Below are 17129 nucleotides of genomic sequence, written 5' to 3' on the forward strand. Positions count from 1 at the left end.
GGTGAAAGAGGTCGGATCGCATAAAAAAACCGGCCCGAGGGCCGGTTTGTTTCTAGATTAAGTCCGGCTTTGGTCGTTAAGCCGGAAGCGGCGCGTCGCCGCCCTGTGCGGGCGTGCCGCCTTTCGGCTTGCTGCCGACTTGCTCGGCGGCGTGGCGAAGCGCGGTGAGGCGATCTTCGAACGCATAGTTCGGATCGAGCGCCTCGTCGATACGAAGGCCTTTGAGCTTTTTCATAACCTCAGGGCTGATGCCGCTTGTATAGACCCGCTTACCGGCGGCTTTTGCATCCACGGCTATGGTCTCAATGGCGCGAGCCGCCGAGACGTCGACAAAAGGCAGTCGCGAGAAGTCCAGAACAATTGCGCCTGAGCCTTCCGGAATGCCTTGACGGACGTGATGTCCCAGATCGGCCGCGGCGCTAAAGCTCATCGCTCCGCCGAAGTCGAACATGGAAATCCGTCCGTCGGACTCTTCGAGGATTTTACGCTCTTCCGCAGTGGTTGTCCGCGGGAGCACTTTAGACGCTTCTTTGAGCTGATCATCGGCTGTGCGCCAGACGAAGGCCAAGGCCGCCAGGACAACGCCGAGTCCCACCGCTGTGATAAGGTCGACAAAGACGGTGACAAGAAGAACCAGCATCATGATGACATAGTCAAAACGCGGACCTCTCAAGGCGCTGCGGATATAAGAGAAGTCAATAATATCATAGCCGACTTTGACCAGAATACCCGCCAGAACAGCATGAGGGATCTTGGCCGCGAGCGGTGATAAGACCAGGACGATGGCGAGAAGGACTAAGCCGTGAACCATGCCGGAAATCTTTGTTGATCCGCCGGTTCTGATATTGACCATGGTCCGCATTGTGGCGCCTGCCCCTGGGAGGGCACCAAAGAAACCAGCAATCGTATTGCCCACGCCCTGACCAATTAATTCCTGGTCGGAATTATGTCGGGTGCGGGTGACGTTGTCGGCCACAAGGGAGGTCAACAGGCTGTCAATCGCGCCGAGAACCGCCAAGATCACGGCGGCTTCCAGAACAATCACCAAAGTGCTGCCGGAAAGTTGCGGAAGAACAAAGTCCGGAATGCCGCTCGGGATAGCGCCGAGGATTGGGACATTGGTCAAAAGAAGACCTGCCAGCGTCCCCACGATCAAAGCGGCGAGCGTGCCGGGAAGAAATTTGGAAAGTTTCTTTGGCCACAAAAAGACGGTTGCCAAGGTCAGAGCAGCGAGGCCAAGGGCGCTATAGTTTATGTTGGAGATCGCGACCGGGATGGCTTCGATGGCGGAAAAGACCGTTCCGCCTTCGGGCGCGCCGCCAAAGAGACGGGAGAATTGAAGCAAGATAATGATAACGCCAATCCCGCTCATAAAGCCGGAAATCACCGGATAGGGAACGAGCTTGATATATTTACCGAGTTTGAAAACGCCTGCCAGGATTTGAATGATGCCGCCCAGAACGACCGCTGCAAATAAGAGCGGTATGGCCGATAAGACTTGCTCCTCGATTGTCATGGACGGATCCATAGTCGCCACAAGGGAGGCGAGAAGTCCGGCAAAGACAACAACCATCGGGCCTGTTGGACCTGAAATCTGGGTGTTGGTTCCGCCAAAGAGCGCGGCGAAGAAGCCGACAATGATTGCGCCCCAGAGACCGGCAATCGCGCCGCCCTCTACGCCGGGCGGGAAGACGCCCGCGCCAAAGGCCAATGCCAACGGAAGCGCGACAATACCGGCGGTAACGCCGCCGTAAATATCGCCGCGTATATTTGAAAAATCGAAAATGGGCGGTTTCCCCGCCCGGTTACCAAGCAATGCCATGGCAAAGATCCTTAACTGAATGAGTCTTAAAATAAATTGCGCCGGGACGTTGTCCTGGCGTTTTACGGCTTATTTGGCGTGACTTTCATCGACGACGACAAATTTCTTCTGAGCGTCGTCATAGGCAGTCATGCCGCCTGTTTTGATGTCGTAGACCCAGCCATGCAATTCGACTTCGCCTTTGGCGAGGGCCGCCGCGACGGAGGGGTGGGTCCGCAAATGCTGGAGTTGAAGCAGGACATTTTGTTCAATCAGGAGTGACATTTTCTCGTCAGCGCTCATGTCTTGGCCGAGTTCATCCGCGATGGAAACAGCTGCTTTGGAAAATCCTAGCCAGCGTTTGACGTGAGGCAGGCTTTCCAAACCTTCGGGATTCATTGCGCCCGCCATAGCGCCGCAACCGGAATGCCCGCACACGACAATATGAGGCACCTTCAAAACAGCAACGGCATATTCGATAGAGGCTGTCATGCCGCCCGTATGTTCCGTATGAGGAGGGACGATATTGCCAGCATTACGGCATATAAACAAATCGCCTGGGCCGGTTTGGGTGATCATCCCCGTCTCAATGCGGCTATCGGCGCATGTTATGAAAAGCGCCTCAGGGTTCTGACCCTCGCTTAACTCTTCAAAGAGAGATTGGTTTTCAGGATAGACATTCTTTTGAAATTTCAGAACGCCGGCAGCAAAGTTAGGCATGGGGAACTCCTGTTTGTTCTTATTAAAGAAGGAAAAGTATAATTAGAATTCTAGCTGTCCGTTTTAAATTGAGCAAATTGACAAATAGGTTACGTAGGCAGGTCGTCGGGGCATCTTTGGCCGACCGGGTCTCTGCATGTCAAAAGCCTTTCAAAATAGTTGAGCCAGACGAGAACAGTTTGAGGGGAGAACGCTCTCCTTCGAAGGGGCGTAAATCTGCTCTGCCTGACCCAATCTTGGGGACATAATCGATCTGTTTCCAGATCGTGATTTCTATACCAACGAATTTACTATAGGTAATATACTAAATCATTATCCTGAGTATAGTTTTAAGCTATAGCCTAGGGCGTCGGTAATAAGCCGGTTCGAGCAGAGAGATTCACGGCGCGTTTTGAGTTGGGCTTTTAAAATGCGGAGCTTCGACCGACTCGGACTGACTCATCAAGTGACTAGCAACTCTGCGAAAAACGTCTCCAATTTTTTGAAACTTTTCCGAAAGCGGCGAAGATGGCCGCCAGGACAGACTGATCTGACGATTAGCCAGAGGATGCTCTATCCGGCGCACAATTAATTGCGTGTCGCGCTTGGCCTCAGAAATTGCGTATAGGCTCGGCAGGACAGCAATACCGCCGCCCATTGAGGCCATTTGGCGAATAGCGTCCAAGCTGGTTCCCTGATATTCTTCGCTGGTGACAGCTCCGGCCTCGCCTGCCAGTCTCTCAACGACATTTGAAAATTTTTGACTATTTCCGAGAGTAAGTAATTCCCGGCCTTTTAGGTCGGATAGGTTTATAGGGCCTCGTGAATGGGCGAGTTCGTCATCGGGCGGCACACAAATATAGATATTTTCTTTTACCAGAAACAAGCTCTCCATATCAGGGTGATCCTCTGGTGTGGAAAGAATGATATCGAAACGCCCATCCTGAAGCCGGGTCTGAAGTACTTGCGTGGGTTCTTCGCGAACGGCGAGACGTAATTCAGGATAGCTGGTATGAAGTTCGCGGGTCGCGCGCGGCAAAAGATAAGGGCCGATTGTGGGCAGCACCCCCAAGCGAACCCTACCGGCCAGGCGTCCGTCCGATTCTTGCGCCAAGACTTTCAACTCTTCGGTTTCTCGTAATATCAGTCGGGCACGCTTGACGACCTCTTCGCCGACGGGGGTTATCATTGCCCCCTTTCGGCCGCGTTCCAAAAGCGCAATGCCCAAATGCTCCTCCATATCCTTTATCTGTGCGGAAAGGCTGGGTTGACTGACAAAACAGCGTTTGGCGGCGGCGCTGAACGATCCGGTCTCTACAATGGCGACGAGATATTCAAGTTGGCGGAGCGTCGGTTTCATAACTTTCGTGTATAGAGTTTTAACCTATACCCAAAGCCATAATGTGATGAAACAGGCTATACGGGCTGTCATGAGCCCAGCCCTTTGAACTTTGGGTGTCACCCCCCATATCAAGCTCATGCAAAATTTTTCTCTCCTCGATCTCTCCCCCGTGCCCGAAGGCCATTCCACAGCAGAGGCGCTGTCCAACACCGTGGATCTGGCTAAGTTGGCGGACCGCACTGGCTATCATCGGTTCTGGTTGGCTGAACATCACAACATGCCCGGCATTGCCAGCGCGGCGACGTCTGTCGTGATTGGTCATGTGGCGGCGGCCACCCAAAACATCCGGGTCGGCGCTGGCGGCATCATGTTGCCCAATCATGCGCCCCTCATGGTCGCGGAGCAATTTGGTACGCTCGCCACCTTGTTCCCGGGTCGTATAGATCTCGGCCTTGGCCGCGCTCCCGGTACCGATATGACAACCACGCGGGCGCTTCGCCGAAACACCGGCGCGAATGACCGTTTCCCGCAAGACGTGCAGGAGCTTTTGCATTATTTCGGCGACGCGCAGTCAGGGCAGGCCGTTCGCGCCATTCCGGGCGAGGGGACGCAAGTGCCGATCTGGATTCTCGGCTCAAGCCTTTACGGGGCGCAGCTCGCGGCGCATTTCGGTCTGCCCTATGCCTTCGCGTCGCATTTTGCGCCGGCCATGTTGGAGCAGGCTTTGCAGACATATCGCGAAACCTTCCAACCGTCTGAGTATCTGGATAAGCCTCATTTCATGCTTGCCGCCGGAGTCTGTGTCGCAGATACGGATGAAGAGGCCAATTATTTGCGGTCCTCTCAGAAACTCGCTTTTGCCAAATTACGGTCAGGAAATCCCGGCAAATTGCCTAAGCCCAGCCGCGATATAGACGCCCAAATTCCCGCTGAGATGCAGGCACAAATCGCGCATGCTATGTCATGTTCGGCGGTCGGTTCGCCGGAGACTGTAGAGAGCCAGCTTCGAGGCTTGATAGATAGATATGCGCCTGACGAAATTATTATTACCGGGATGATCCATGATCACCAGGCGCGGATGAAGTCATTCGAAACAGCTGCTGAAATCTTAAAAGGATTACGCGAAGCGTAGATCTGCGCCTAACGTCTTATTTTAAGAACAAGGCATAAAAAAAGGTAGCGATGAACGCTACCTCTTAGAGTCAAGCTAGGGAAAGTTAGCTTTTGACTCGAGAGCCTTTAATAATCGAAGTTTAGCTCGACCCCGACCTGACGTCCGCGGCTGAGGGGCGCAAATGTTCCGCCGAGCGGGACGCCGCCGAGGGCTGCTGGCAACTGTGTGTCATTGCCGTGCTGCACGTCATTGGTCAGGTTCTTCCCGTAAATCGTGAAAGATACGTTCTCGCTCCCCAATCCAAATGTCAGGCTACCGTCAACACGGTCAGCCGGGTTTAAGATACCGAGATTGCTATCCGTATAGGCGGCTCCGTCTCTGTGCGCGTAATTCACATTTAACGTGGTCTCACCCAAGGCCGGAATTGTTGTAGAATAAATAAATCCGGCATTGGCTGTCCAAGGAGCCAGCCGGGCCAGGTCCAAATCCTCGTCTGCACCATCAATGACGCCGTCGCTGTTCAAATCAAAAATCACAGACGTATAATCACCGTCTGTATAACCAACAGACCCCGTAAGGACGAGACTGTCCGTAACCGGATAAGTGGCTTCTAATTCGAAACCACGAATATCAGCGTCGGCTACGTTTCGGATAACCTGCACAACGCCGGTTGTTGGGTCTGACAAGTTGATTTCGCGCTGAAGGTCTTTGGCCTTGTTAAAGAAGGCCGCGCCGTTGAACCGCGCGCCCAAAATAGGTTCTGATTTGAAGCCAAGTTCGAAGGAATCGATTTGTTCGTCTTGGAAAGGGCCGGGGCCAAAATTGACAGTGTCAGCCGCTGTGTTCCGGAAGTTATATCCGCCTGCCCGGAAAGAGCGTGACCAATGACCGTAAACCCGAAGGTCTTCATTCACTTCATATCCAAAACCGACTTTAGGAGACCAGTTGGATGTTTCAAATGTATCGTTAAAGTCGAAACCACATTCTCTGGAAGAGCGCGTATCGCCCGGGACCACTATACAGGGAGAGTTGACGTTTGCCACGAGGGACGCGATTTGAACGTCCTTTCGTTCATCTGAATAGCGGATGCCGGCGTTGAGACTCAGCTTGTCAGTCACATCATATTCGCCAGCAGCAAAGACGCCAATAGTTTCAGAGTCCTGAAAGCCGCCGCCGTCTTGGGTCAAAGCAGGTCTTACGCCGCCTGTTGCAACGCCTAAGAGGTCACGCTGTTCGCCGTAAAAAAGGTCTTGGGTGAAGTAGAACAACCCGGTGGTGAAATCGAGCCTGTCGTCTAGGAAGCGGCCATTATAGCGAATCTCATTAGAAAATTGTTCTTGGTCCGTTGCGAAATTAGCGTGGAAGAAATAACCGGGGGAGGCGTCAATATCGCTTCGTCCAAACTGAGTGTAGCTTCTATAGCCAAAGATATTTGTTATCGTGCCATTACCAAACCCGACATCCAAATCCGCCCGGGCGCTGAACTGATCCCATTCAGCATCGTTCGAGCCTTCTTCATCAATCGAGAAGTTAAAGGTTTCGCGGTCAAAATTCGCGACTTGGCCATCAATACCGGACCCGTTTGTATGGCTTTGACCTGACGGGCCATCGCCTTTCGTGTCGCCCATTTCATATTTTAAAAGCAATTCGAAATTGTTGCCGGGTGTAAACTTGGCGCCTGTCCGTATCAGAGTTGTTTCGGATTTGCCGTGATTTTCGCCGTTGAAGGAGTTTTCAAACCAGCCCTTGTCATTGTTATGATAAACGCCGAGTTTCACGGATAGTAAGTCTTCGACGACGGAGCCCGACATTGTGCCGGAGGCAAAGTAATTTCCGCCTGTGCCGCGAAGGCCGGATTCAGCGGCAATCTTACCTTTAAAAGAGAATTCTTCCGTTGGATCGCCAGTGTTTATAAGGACGGCGCCGCCTGTCACATTGCGTCCGAATAAGACGCCCTGCGGTCCGCGCAGGGTTTCAATGGATTGAAGATCAAATGTGTCTAGAACAACACCGGCATTAATACCGAGATAGACGCCGTCAACGAAAACGCCCACGGCCGGGTCGATCGAAGGAATAGAAGAGTTTACGCCAAGTCCGCGGATGGAAAAGTTGGCCGTGCCCTTCGCTGTGGCTACATCATCGAGCGCCACATTCGGCATTTTGAAGCTCAGGCTGGAAATATCCCGGACTTGCAAAGCGTCAAGTTGGTCTTCTCCGAAAGCCGTAATAGCTACGGATGTGTCCTGCACATTTTCTCCGCCAGCCTTCTTGGTGGCTGTGACGATGATTTCGTCCGTCAGGACGCTGGAAGCTTGAGCGTAGGCATTGGCTGGCATTAAGGCGGCCGCAGCAATGAGTGAAACGGCAGACACATTTGTAGTGAAAAAAGCGCGCATATAGATTTCCCCGAAATTATAATTTCATTTTATATTTCATCTTCGCGGCTTTGGAGTCGGGTTACAAATATATTTATTATTGTTACTTCCTCTAAAATATGTATTTATGGGAGATGCTTAAATTTGACCATATCCGGCATTTTATCGCGACCGCCGAGACCGGGAGCATTAAAGACGCTGCCGAGAAAATCCGAATTTCTCCAACCTCTATCCGTCATTCCATAGAGAAATTGGAAACTGGATTGAACGCTACGCTCTTTGTAAGACGTCCCTCCGAAGGTGTTTCGCTGACTAATGACGGATATCGCCTGCTGGAGCGGACAACGCATTTAATAAGCGATGTCGAAGATATTGAATCACTATTTATAACCTCCAAGAGAAAGCTTCGGGGCAATCTCATTATCGGCTGCCAAGAGGGGCTGACTTGGTCTCTCGTTCCGCGCGCCATCGAGTTGATGAACCAGGCGCACCCCGATGTGAATATTTCGGTTAAAACGGTCTGGATGGAAACGCAGTTTGAAACGCTTGAGAAGGCTGAGGTCGACGTGCTCCTGACCTTCACTTTGGACGAAGTCAAAGACAAGAGATATCAGGCAAATGTGCTCTGCCGCCCGCAAGCCTGCGCAATGATGCGGAAAGGTCACGACCTTGATAATGGAAAGCCTGTGAAGCTCTCAGACCTCGCCAATTATCCTCACATCTTCATTCAGGACGGTCCGGCGATGACTCTGTTTTCAGGGATGTATCAAAAAGTGGGTCTGGAGCCCGTCATATATATGTATAGTAATATCAGCACCGGCGCTCAGTCCGTTGTCGGCCGGACGGACGCTATCTCTTTGCGCATACTTCGCCCTGCCATTGGTCTCACGCCTCTGGGGGACGGGATGGTTGTGCCGATGATAAAAGATAAAGTCCAAAAGCCCTGGCTTGTCGCTATGACCAACAAGATAAAGCGTCCTTTAGCGCTCGATAAAAGAACCGAATTTATCAATATCTGCCACCAGCTGTTCGATGGCGGCCAGATGAAAAAACATATTTATTATTAATTACGGGCCAAGCCCTGCGCAGTTTTACGGCTCCGCTAAGTAGTCCTGAAGCGCGGCGATAAATGCTTCATAATCCTCTAAATGCGGGAGGTGTCCAATGCTCGGAAATTCTACCAGTTTCGAGTTCGGAATGCGCTCGGCTGCCTGTTTGCCGAGGCGGTCGTAACGGCCAAGTTCCTGGCGCTCCGTCTCGCTCACCAAGTCCTTATTCAGGGCAGAACGATCGCGCGTGCCAATTAAAAGCAGCGTCGGCATTTCGAGCTTGTCCAAATCTTGAACGACCGGTTGGCTATAAATCATATCATATTGCAGAGCGCTGATGCGGGCGAGGCGAGGGTAATCCGGACTCCGGAGCGGCGCGGCAAAGACGTCCAGGCTTCGGTCAAATTTATCTGACCATTTCCCGTCATAGTAGCTATCGCGCATATAGGATTTCATCTTGTCGCGCGTCATATCGAGATTGCGCGATTCCCACTCTTCCACGGTGCGGTAGGGTGTGAGCGCTTGGTAATCCTCAAGCCCTAGCGGATTAAGCAATATCAACGCTTCTACCCGCTCCGGAAAGCTGAGCGCCATACGGGTTGCCAAAACGCCGCCAGTGGAATGGCCCAGAATCGTGGCCGTTTGGACCTCCAGATGATTCAGTAATTCAAAAGTTTGCGACCCGAGGCGCTGGAAACTAAACGGCCCCATCGGCTTGCTGCTTTTGCCCCACCCGATGTGATCAGGAATAATGACCCGGTGGCCCGACGCGGCAAGGTCGCGCGCCGTCTGGCCCCAATAATCCCCTGTGAAGTTTTTACCGTGCAAAAGGACAATGGTTCGTCCGCTGGCCTCCGCGGTGGGGGCGACATCCTGATAAGACATGACGAGCGGGCGCCCCGCATCATCCGTCCCGTCCAGTTCCAAGCTCTGGCTCGGATAGGCATAATCTATAGATTCCAGATTTATTCCGGTGACGGAGGGAGTGGATGTCTCCTGAGCCCCCGCTGTCGCGCAAAGAGCAGACGCTAAGAATAGGGTTCCGGCGAAGATAATAGATTTGAATGAGGTCATAATATCGAGTTCTCAAGGTTTAGACGGCGGGGGAAATAAATCTTTCACGACTTGCAAAGCCTCTCGTCGTTATTTGTTCCCATTAACCGACACGGGTATCTAGATCGTTTCCGTCCACCTCTTGCTGAGCAGCGCGGCAGAATTAATTATGCCGACCATGCAGTAAGTTTGCGGGAAATTACCCCAAAGTTCGCCGGTCTCTGTGTCGACATCCTCAGAGAGAAGACCGAGATGGTTGCGGGTGGAGAGGATGTTTTCGAACAGGCGGCGGGCCTCGTCTTTGCGACCAATGCGCGAGAGCGCGTCGATATACCAAAAGGTACAGGCCGTGAAGGCGGTCTCGGGCCGACCGAAGTCATCCTCAACTTTATAGCGGTAAATGTGATCGCCTTCGCGGAGTTCCGCCTCGATGGCTTCGACAGTGCCGACATATCGCGGATCTTGCGCGGAGATAAATCCGATTTCCGCCATGAGCAGGACAGAGGCGTCGAGCGCTTCCCCGCCGAACGCGGCGGTGAAGGCGTTGCGCTCTTCACTCCAGGCTTCGGCAAGGATTTTTTGGTGGATGAGGCCCGCACGTTCTTCCCAATAAGTTTCGCGGTCAGTCTGCCCCAAATGCGCAGCGATTCGGGAAAGCCGGTCACAGGCCGCCCAGCACATAATGGCGGAAGAGGTGTGAACCTGCGCAATGGTCCGAAACTCCCAGATCCCTGCATCGGGCTGATCGTGCATGGCATAGGCGCGTTCGCCCACAGGTTCGAGGGCTTTGAACTCGGCGAGGCCGGGATTATTTAAAAGGCGTTTGTCGAAAAAGCTCTGCGCGACGCCAAGGACAATTTGTCCGTATACGTCATGCTGAATGTGTTCCGCTGCCTGATTTCCCACGCGCACCGGGCCCATATTGCTATAGCCCGGCAGAGCTTCGGCGATGGTCTCGGTGAGGTTTTCTTCCAGGCTGATGCCGTAAACGGGCTGGATATGGCCGCCTTTGGAATGGGAGACGATATTTCTCACCCAGCGCATATAATGTTCGAGCGTTTCCATTTCGGACAAGCGGTTCAGGGCCGTCACCGAGAAATAGGCGTCCCGAATCCAGCAATAACGGTAATCCCAATTTCGCTGGGACCCGGAGTGTTCCGGGATAGAGGTCGTCAGCGCGGCAACAATGCCGCCGGTCTCCTCGAATACGCAGAGTTTGAGCGTGATGGCTGCGCGAATAACCGCGTCCTGCCATTCAATCGGGATAGCCAGGCTGCGCGACCAGCGATACCAGTAGCTCGCCGTGCGGCGGTACCAATCATCTGCCAGAGCATGGACGCTATCGGCCAGCGCTTCGTCGGCGTTGAGGATAAAGGTTACATCATTGTCGAGCAGAAATTGGGTCCCGTTCATAACATAGGAAACGGGGGCGTCTGTGGTAATACGAAAACGGGTGTCCTCGGATTCATAGCGGATATGATTGACCCCGCGCTTGGGTTTAATCTTTGTTTTCCCCCATTCAGCCTCGACAGATAACGTGATGGCAATTTTGGGCTCACCCGCAATGACATGAAACTGCCGCACGACGGCGGCGGGACGGAAGGTACGTCCGTTTTTGTCAAAGCGAGGCGAAAAATCGACAATTTCCAATATGCTGCCGTCTTTCGCTTCGAGGCGGGTACGGAGAATTGCCGTGTTTTTCTCGTAACTTTGGCTGTGCTTTTCCAGACCTTCCATCCAGACACCGAACGTGCCGCCGCCATTCATCAGGCTATTAAAGACGGGTTCGCCGTCCAGACGCGGCAGGCAAAGCCAGCGGTAAGCCCCGCGTCTGTCTATCAGTCCGGCGACCGTGCCGTTGCCGACAATGCCCAGATCCAGACCTTGTTCTGTTTTATTTTTCTGCGTCATGAAACTCTTTCAAATATATATGGACGGCGGCCACATTCGGCAGGCGATATTTCGCGGAGGTATCTTCCTCCCCGACTTTTATCGACATTCCGCCGAGTTCATTTACGACTTTGAACGCGTCTTCGTCGGTCGTGTCATCCCCAATCATGACCGGCCGGCGTCCATGGAAAGGGGAGGTGTTCATGGCTTTGCGTAGACATTCGCCTTTATTGGCGCCTTTTGGTTTGATCTCGAAGATACATTTTCCTTCTTGCAGATTATAATCGGGGAAATTGGCAGCGAGCAAAGGAAGCTTTTCCCTGAGGGCGGTCTCCGCGTTAGGCGCCTTTCGGTAATGAAGTGCCACGACTGGCCCTTTGGTTTCTATTTCAACGCCTCTAAGTGTTTCGGTCAGAGCGGTAAGCCCCTTCATAAAATCATTGGGTAAGAAAGTCGTAGGGGCTTTGGCCTGTTTTCCTGGGTGGGCAGAATAAAGCCCGTGATTACCAAATCGCCAGACTTCCTTCGGAACGCGCCCGGAGAGGTCCTGTAATCCCCTGCCAGATATCAGGGCGACAGCGCCGCCGAGTATCCGCGACAAGTTCAGAATTATTTCTGCGCCGCCTTCGGGCAGGGCGACTTTATCTGCCTCTTCCTGAATAGGGGCGAGCGTTCCGTCAAAGTCGAGGAACACGGCGTCTTGCGAGGAAAGGGGCTTAGGATAGGATGTCAAAACAGAATCCAATTAATTGGCGGAAACAGCGTTTAGGACGGTCATGAACCGCTCGCGCCACCACGTAATGTCTTCGGACATGATTCCATCAAAGAGCGATTGCCAGCGTTTTTTACGTTCCTCAAGCGGCATTGAAAGGGCCTTTGCCACAGCGTCCGAAATTTCGGTGGGGCTGTGCGGGTTGACCAATAGGGCGTCTTTCATCTGTTCGGCGGCGCCGGCGAATTTCGACAAAACCAAAACACCCGGATCATTTGGGTCCTGTGTGGCAATAAATTCTTTGGCCACCAAATTCATTCCGTCCTGCAGAGGCGTGACAAGGCAAACTTCGGCCAGACGGTAAAGTCCGGCAACTTCCTCACGTGCATATCCGCGCGCTAAATACCGGATTGGTATCCAGTCCAGATCGCCGTAGTCGCCGTTGATGCGCCCGGCGAGTGCGTCGAGTTCTTCGCGAAGATGCATATATTCATCGACCATTTCGCGAGACGGGGGCGCCACCTGGGTGAAGGACACTTTGCCGTGCTGGTGGGGATAGTCATCAAAGAATTTCGCCATCCCTTCAAACCGTTGGGGGAGGCCTTTGGAATAATCCATTCGGTCAACACCGAGAACGAGGCTCCGGTTGCGTTGAAAGGTGGAAATACGGTTGCGAGCTTCTAGAGCGGCCCCACTTGTTGCGGTTTGCGAAAACGATTCTACATCAATTCCTATAGGGCAATGGAGCAAAAAAACCGATCGCCCGTTCACTCGCATGACGGTATCGCTGACTGGCTCCGCTCCCATTTCCTGTTCCAAATACATTTTCAGGTTCGCAACATCACGCTTTCCCTGAAGTCCGACGACGTCATAAGAAATTAGCCCTTCAATAAGGTGTTTGTGATCCGGGATGGAGCGGAATGCATCTGGATTAGGAAAAGGAATATGCAGGAAAAATCCGCAGGGCAGAGACGACCCCATTTCTCTTAAAAATTTTGCGACCAATAAAAAATGATAATCATGTACCCAGATGACGTCATTTGCTTCGGCCAAATCCACCGTATTCTCGGCGAAGCGTTTATTTATTTCGACATAGGTTTTGAAGTTCCTATCATCAAACTTCGCCAGATCCACGCGGCCATGGAAGACAGGCCACAAAACACTATTGGAATATCCAAGGTAAAAATCTTCATATTCCGTTTTGGTGTAATTACACAGCGCGAAGTTAACGCCGTCCTGTTCGGCTTCGGAAAAACGATTGCTTGGAAAATCGTAAATCTTTCCGCTCCACCCCATCCATAAACCGTTGGACGACTTTAGCGCGTCCCAGACGGCCACAGCTAATCCGCCGGCTTTGGACTTTGTTCCAAAAGCGGTTCGGTTGGAAATGGCAATCAATCTGCTGCTGGCGGGATCCGGCTGGGTCAAGATAAAATCCGACAAGGTTAAAGCGTGTAAATAGAATAATTCCCATAGCAGGAATTGGTTTCGAGCTAAAGACAGAGGCCGTTCAAGCCGGTGTTTCAAACTTCAGCCCCTGGTTTGGAGGCAGAGTTGGAGAGATTTGATGCATAGTAGGGCGCGCCGCCGAAAATTTCATCATGGATTAAGGCAAATGGCCCTATGGTTTCGGCGTAATTGGACGAACGCTCACCGTTTAACGCCCTTGCTCCGCTTCCGCCAATCCCTTAGAACGCCACAAATTTTCGTTTTACTTCAAAGGGACTCGCCATGGCAGGTCATTCCAAATGGGCCAATATCCAGCACCGTAAAGGCCGTCAGGATAAATTGCGCTCCAAACTTTTCTCAAAACTCTCAAAAGACATCACCATCGCGGCGAAAATGGGCGGCGAAGACCCGGACATGAACCCGCGCCTTCGTTTGGCAATTGCCAACGCCAAAGGCCAGTCCATGCCGAAGGATAATATCCAGCGCGCGGTCAGCAAGGGCGTCGGCGGCGACGGAGCGGATTATGAAGAAATCCGTTATGAGGGCTTTGGCCCAGGCGGTATCGGCTTTGTTGTCGAAGCCAGCACGGATAATAAAAACCGCGCAGCGATGGAAGTTCGGACGGCCTTTTCTAAAAATGGCGGAGCCTTGGGCGAAACTGGCTCTGTAACCTTCATGTTCGATCAGATGGGTAAAATTGAGTATCCACTTGCTGTGACGAGTGAAGACGAAATGATGGAAGCGGCAATCGAAGCCGGCGCGGAAGATGTCGAGACAGATGAAGAAGCGAATGACCAGTGGGACGAATATGAACCCGTTCACACGATTTGGACAGCGCGGGATGATCTCGGCCCAGTTGCCGGAGAGCTGGAAAAGAAATTTGGTGAAGCCAAGTCCGTCAACTTGATTTGGAAAGCGCAGAACGAGATTGACAATCCTGAGCAGGCTGCTGCCGTAATGCGATTGAACGACGCTCTTGAAGATGTCGACGACGTTTCAAACGTCTTCCATAGTTTCGCGATGACCGAAGAAGCTATGGCGACAATTTCCGACGAGGAATAGGGATCCATGCAGTGAACACGAAAAAGGCGGCCCTCTTGGCCGCCTTTTTTATTGGGCAGGATTTAACCTAATCCAGATCAGACGCGCTGTGGCGCTCTTTTACCTGTTGGTCCTCGTCGCCCCAGGTCCGGTTGACGCGCCGTCCCCGCTGGACCGCTTCACGTTTGGCGATCTGTTTTGCCCAACGTAGAACATGTTCATATTCATGGGTTTGCAAAAATTCTTCGGCGTCATAGACTTTCCCGGTCGCCACACCGCCATACCAGGGCCAGACCGCTATATCTGCGATCGAATATTCGTCGCCCGCCAGATACTCATTATCCGCCAAACGGCGATTCAGAACGTCCAATTGACGTTTCGCTTCCATGGAAAAACGATCAATCGCATATTCAATCTTGATCGGGGCGTAGGCATAAAAATGTCCGAATCCGCCGCCGAGATAAGGTGCGCTTCCCATTTGCCAGAAAAGCCATGAAATGGCTTCAGCCCGGGCTGAGGGCTCCTCAGGAAGAAAAGCGCCAAACTTTTCGGCCAAATAGAGAAGTATAGAGCCGGATTCAAATAAGCGCTGCGGAGGGGAAACGCTGTGATCCATTAAGGCCGGTATTTTAGAGTTTGGATTAATATCGACAAACCCGCTGCCAAATTGATCGCCTTCTTGGATATCAATCAACCAAGCGTCATATTCTGCGCCTTTATGACCGGCGGCTAAAAGCTCTTCCAGCATAATAGTCACTTTTTGCCCGTTGGGCGTTGCGAGGGAATAAAGCTGAAAAGGGTGCTGACCAATTTCCAAAGTTTTCTCATGGGTCGGACCGGCAATGGGGCGGTTAATATTAGCAAATTTACCGCCGGATTCTTTGTCCCATTTCCAGACTTTTGGCGGAGTGTAATCTGTCGTGTCAGTCATATAATCTCTCTCATTTTAATACCTTCCTGATATGGGAAGGTTCGAGCTGGGGAAAAGGGGGCTCACAATAAGTTGAAACGCGGCGGCAGGGCTATGCTCTAATTATACCTCGACCGATCCCAAACCTGTTTGAAGGGTTTGCTTCGGCCAGACGACTGAATAATCATAAGGTGTTCGCGGGTAAGCTCTCGAGGCCCTTCGACTCCGCAAGCATGGGCAATCATTTCGACCTCTTTTTGAATACTCTGGACATAATTCTTTACACGCACTGCCTTATTAGTTGGGTTCAGCCCGCGCTGGAGGCGGTGATTATGTGTGGTGACGCCTGTCGGGCATGTGTTCTTGTCACATTTCAACGCCTGTATACAGCCCAAAGAAAACATGAATCCCCGGGCTGCAGTCACGATGTCAGCCCCCGCGCAAAATGCCCAGGCGACATCTGCAGATGTGATTAATTTCCCGCTGGCAACGAGGGCAACGCGGTCTCGAAGACCGTATTCACGTAAAAGGTCATCCATGAGCGGCAAAGATTCGCGTATTGTCAAACCGGTATTATCAATCAATGGGAGAGGGGCAGCGCCCGTGCCGCCGTCGCCCCCGTCTACGGCGATATAATCGGGCGCGCTCGCTTTCCCGCGTTTTTTGATGGCTTCAAGAAATTCAATTATAGGCACCGGATTGCCTATACATATTTTCAGGCCAGTAGGTCTCTCGGATACGCGCCTGACCTGATCTATCAAATCCAGCAATTCTTCGGAGTTGGACGCATCGACATGGCGATTTGGAGAAATGGCGGCCATGCCTTCAGGGATGCCGCGAGCTTCCGCTATCTCTTTCGTTACTTTCTCGGCGGGTAAGATGCCGCCTTTACCGGGTTTTGCGCCTTGAGATAGTTTGATTTCTATCATCCGAATATGATGATTTTCGCAAATTTTGCGAAGCTTGTCTTCGTTCAGAGTGGCGTCATCATTGCGAGCGCCGAACTTTGCCGTGCCAAGCTGATAGATGATGTCGCACTCCCCTTCCAGATGAAAACGTGAGACGCCGCCTTCGCCGGTATTGAGCCAGCACCCGGCCATACCGGCCCCATGTGACAATGCTTGAATAGCGGGTTTGGAGAGGCTTCCATAACTCATCCCGGAAATATTAAAATAGCTTTTAGGGGCGTAAGGGTGAGGGGTGCCTTGGCCGATAATAAAGGGCGGGAGCGTTTCATGTTCATCATCCAAACGCGGAAATAAACCATTGGCAAAAATTGGCGTGCCGGGCGTTAACACTTTGGTCGAGCCAAATGGCACGACATCTTTACCTTCATCGCAAACTTCATTTACCCAATCCCGCTCCGCCCGATTAAACGGCATTTCTTCGCGGTCTTGGGCAAAGAAATATTGCCGGAAGAACTCTCCGAGACGGGAGAAAACTTTTCTAAAACGTCCCAAAACCGGGTAATTGCGGTGAACAGCATTGGACGTCTGGGTAATATCAATGATGAATATAACTGCGGCGGCAATAACAATGATGCCAATGACGAAAAGAAAAAGGGAACCAAGAAGGTTAAGCCCGCGCGATGCAAAAGTTGTCACTTCCTCTACCGTCGTCCCGTTAGGACCTGTTTGGGCAAATAGATGCGAGATAAAAAACGGCATGGTTCGCTCCTGATGAATGCCTCAACT

Annotated in this window: 13 protein-coding genes; 3 read left to right on the plus strand and 10 right to left on the minus strand. The window is 52.2% G+C overall.

The features are described from left to right. Positions 1-76: 76 nt before the first annotated feature. The 3 genes from ACNA05_RS07115 to ACNA05_RS07125 form a co-directional block, all read right to left on the minus strand. Positions 77-1822 (minus strand): SulP family inorganic anion transporter, encoded by a 1746-nt coding sequence (locus ACNA05_RS07115; RefSeq protein ID WP_415810730.1) that lies wholly within the window; start codon positions 1820-1822, stop codon positions 77-79. Positions 1823-1891: 69 nt separating this feature from the next. Next, on the minus strand, positions 1892-2521 hold the full coding sequence (locus ACNA05_RS07120) for a carbonic anhydrase (RefSeq protein ID WP_415810731.1): 630 nt from the start codon (positions 2519-2521) through the stop codon (positions 1892-1894). Between the two features lie 379 nt (positions 2522-2900). Beyond that, the gene (locus ACNA05_RS07125) at positions 2901-3860 is read right to left on the minus strand and encodes a LysR family transcriptional regulator (protein ID WP_415810732.1); all 960 of its coding nucleotides are present in this window, start codon (positions 3858-3860) and stop codon (positions 2901-2903) included. A 118-nt stretch (positions 3861-3978) separates the two neighbouring features. On the opposite strand from ACNA05_RS07125, the gene ACNA05_RS07130 reads away from it, so the two are divergent. Then, positions 3979-4974: an LLM class flavin-dependent oxidoreductase gene (locus ACNA05_RS07130; protein ID WP_415810733.1), complete on the plus strand. Its 996-nt coding sequence runs from the start codon at positions 3979-3981 to the stop codon at positions 4972-4974. Positions 4975-5081: 107 nt separating this feature from the next. Here ACNA05_RS07130 and ACNA05_RS07135 read toward each other — a convergent pair whose 3' ends face one another. Further along, the gene (locus ACNA05_RS07135) at positions 5082-7352 is read right to left on the minus strand and encodes a TonB-dependent receptor (protein ID WP_415810734.1); all 2271 of its coding nucleotides are present in this window, start codon (positions 7350-7352) and stop codon (positions 5082-5084) included. 113 nt (positions 7353-7465) lie between these two features. Here ACNA05_RS07135 and ACNA05_RS07140 point away from each other — a divergent pair, with 113 nt between their 5' ends. Further along, positions 7466-8398 (plus strand): LysR family transcriptional regulator, encoded by a 933-nt coding sequence (locus tag ACNA05_RS07140; protein WP_415810735.1) that lies wholly within the window; start codon positions 7466-7468, stop codon positions 8396-8398. Positions 8399-8422: 24 nt separating this feature from the next. Here ACNA05_RS07140 and ACNA05_RS07145 read toward each other — a convergent pair whose 3' ends face one another. The 4 genes from ACNA05_RS07145 to ACNA05_RS07160 all read right to left on the minus strand — a co-directional run bounded on the left by ACNA05_RS07145 (position 8423) and on the right by ACNA05_RS07160 (position 13562). Then, positions 8423-9454, minus strand: coding sequence for an alpha/beta fold hydrolase (locus tag ACNA05_RS07145; RefSeq protein ID WP_415810736.1), 1032 nt, complete (start codon positions 9452-9454; stop codon positions 8423-8425). Positions 9455-9553: 99 nt separating this feature from the next. Further along, positions 9554-11344: a glycoside hydrolase family 15 protein gene (locus ACNA05_RS07150; RefSeq protein ID WP_415810737.1), complete on the minus strand. Its 1791-nt coding sequence runs from the start codon at positions 11342-11344 to the stop codon at positions 9554-9556. Beyond that, positions 11328-12056 (minus strand): trehalose-phosphatase, encoded by a 729-nt coding sequence (gene otsB, locus ACNA05_RS07155; RefSeq protein WP_415810738.1) that lies wholly within the window; start codon positions 12054-12056, stop codon positions 11328-11330. The genes ACNA05_RS07150 and otsB overlap by 17 nt, the downstream gene beginning before the upstream one ends. A 12-nt stretch (positions 12057-12068) precedes the next feature. Beyond that, the gene (locus ACNA05_RS07160; protein ID WP_415810740.1) at positions 12069-13562 is read right to left on the minus strand and encodes an alpha,alpha-trehalose-phosphate synthase (UDP-forming); all 1494 of its coding nucleotides are present in this window, start codon (positions 13560-13562) and stop codon (positions 12069-12071) included. Positions 13563-13766: 204 nt separating this feature from the next. Between ACNA05_RS07160 and ACNA05_RS07165 the strand changes: the two genes are divergently transcribed. Then, the gene (locus tag ACNA05_RS07165) at positions 13767-14546 is read left to right on the plus strand and encodes a YebC/PmpR family DNA-binding transcriptional regulator (RefSeq protein WP_415810741.1); all 780 of its coding nucleotides are present in this window, start codon (positions 13767-13769) and stop codon (positions 14544-14546) included. A 67-nt stretch (positions 14547-14613) separates the two neighbouring features. On the opposite strand, the gene yghU is transcribed toward ACNA05_RS07165, so the two are convergent. Together yghU and ACNA05_RS07175 are read right to left on the minus strand one after the other, a co-directional pair. Next, positions 14614-15456: a glutathione-dependent disulfide-bond oxidoreductase gene (gene yghU, locus ACNA05_RS07170; RefSeq protein ID WP_415810742.1), complete on the minus strand. Its 843-nt coding sequence runs from the start codon at positions 15454-15456 to the stop codon at positions 14614-14616. A 98-nt stretch (positions 15457-15554) separates the two neighbouring features. After that, positions 15555-17102 (minus strand): FMN-binding glutamate synthase family protein, encoded by a 1548-nt coding sequence (locus tag ACNA05_RS07175; RefSeq protein ID WP_415810743.1) that lies wholly within the window; start codon positions 17100-17102, stop codon positions 15555-15557. Between the last annotated feature and the right edge of the window lie 27 nt (positions 17103-17129).

This window comes from Litorimonas haliclonae, assembly GCF_965138505.1.
Taxonomy (GTDB): Bacteria; Pseudomonadota; Alphaproteobacteria; order Caulobacterales; family Maricaulaceae; genus Litorimonas; species Litorimonas haliclonae.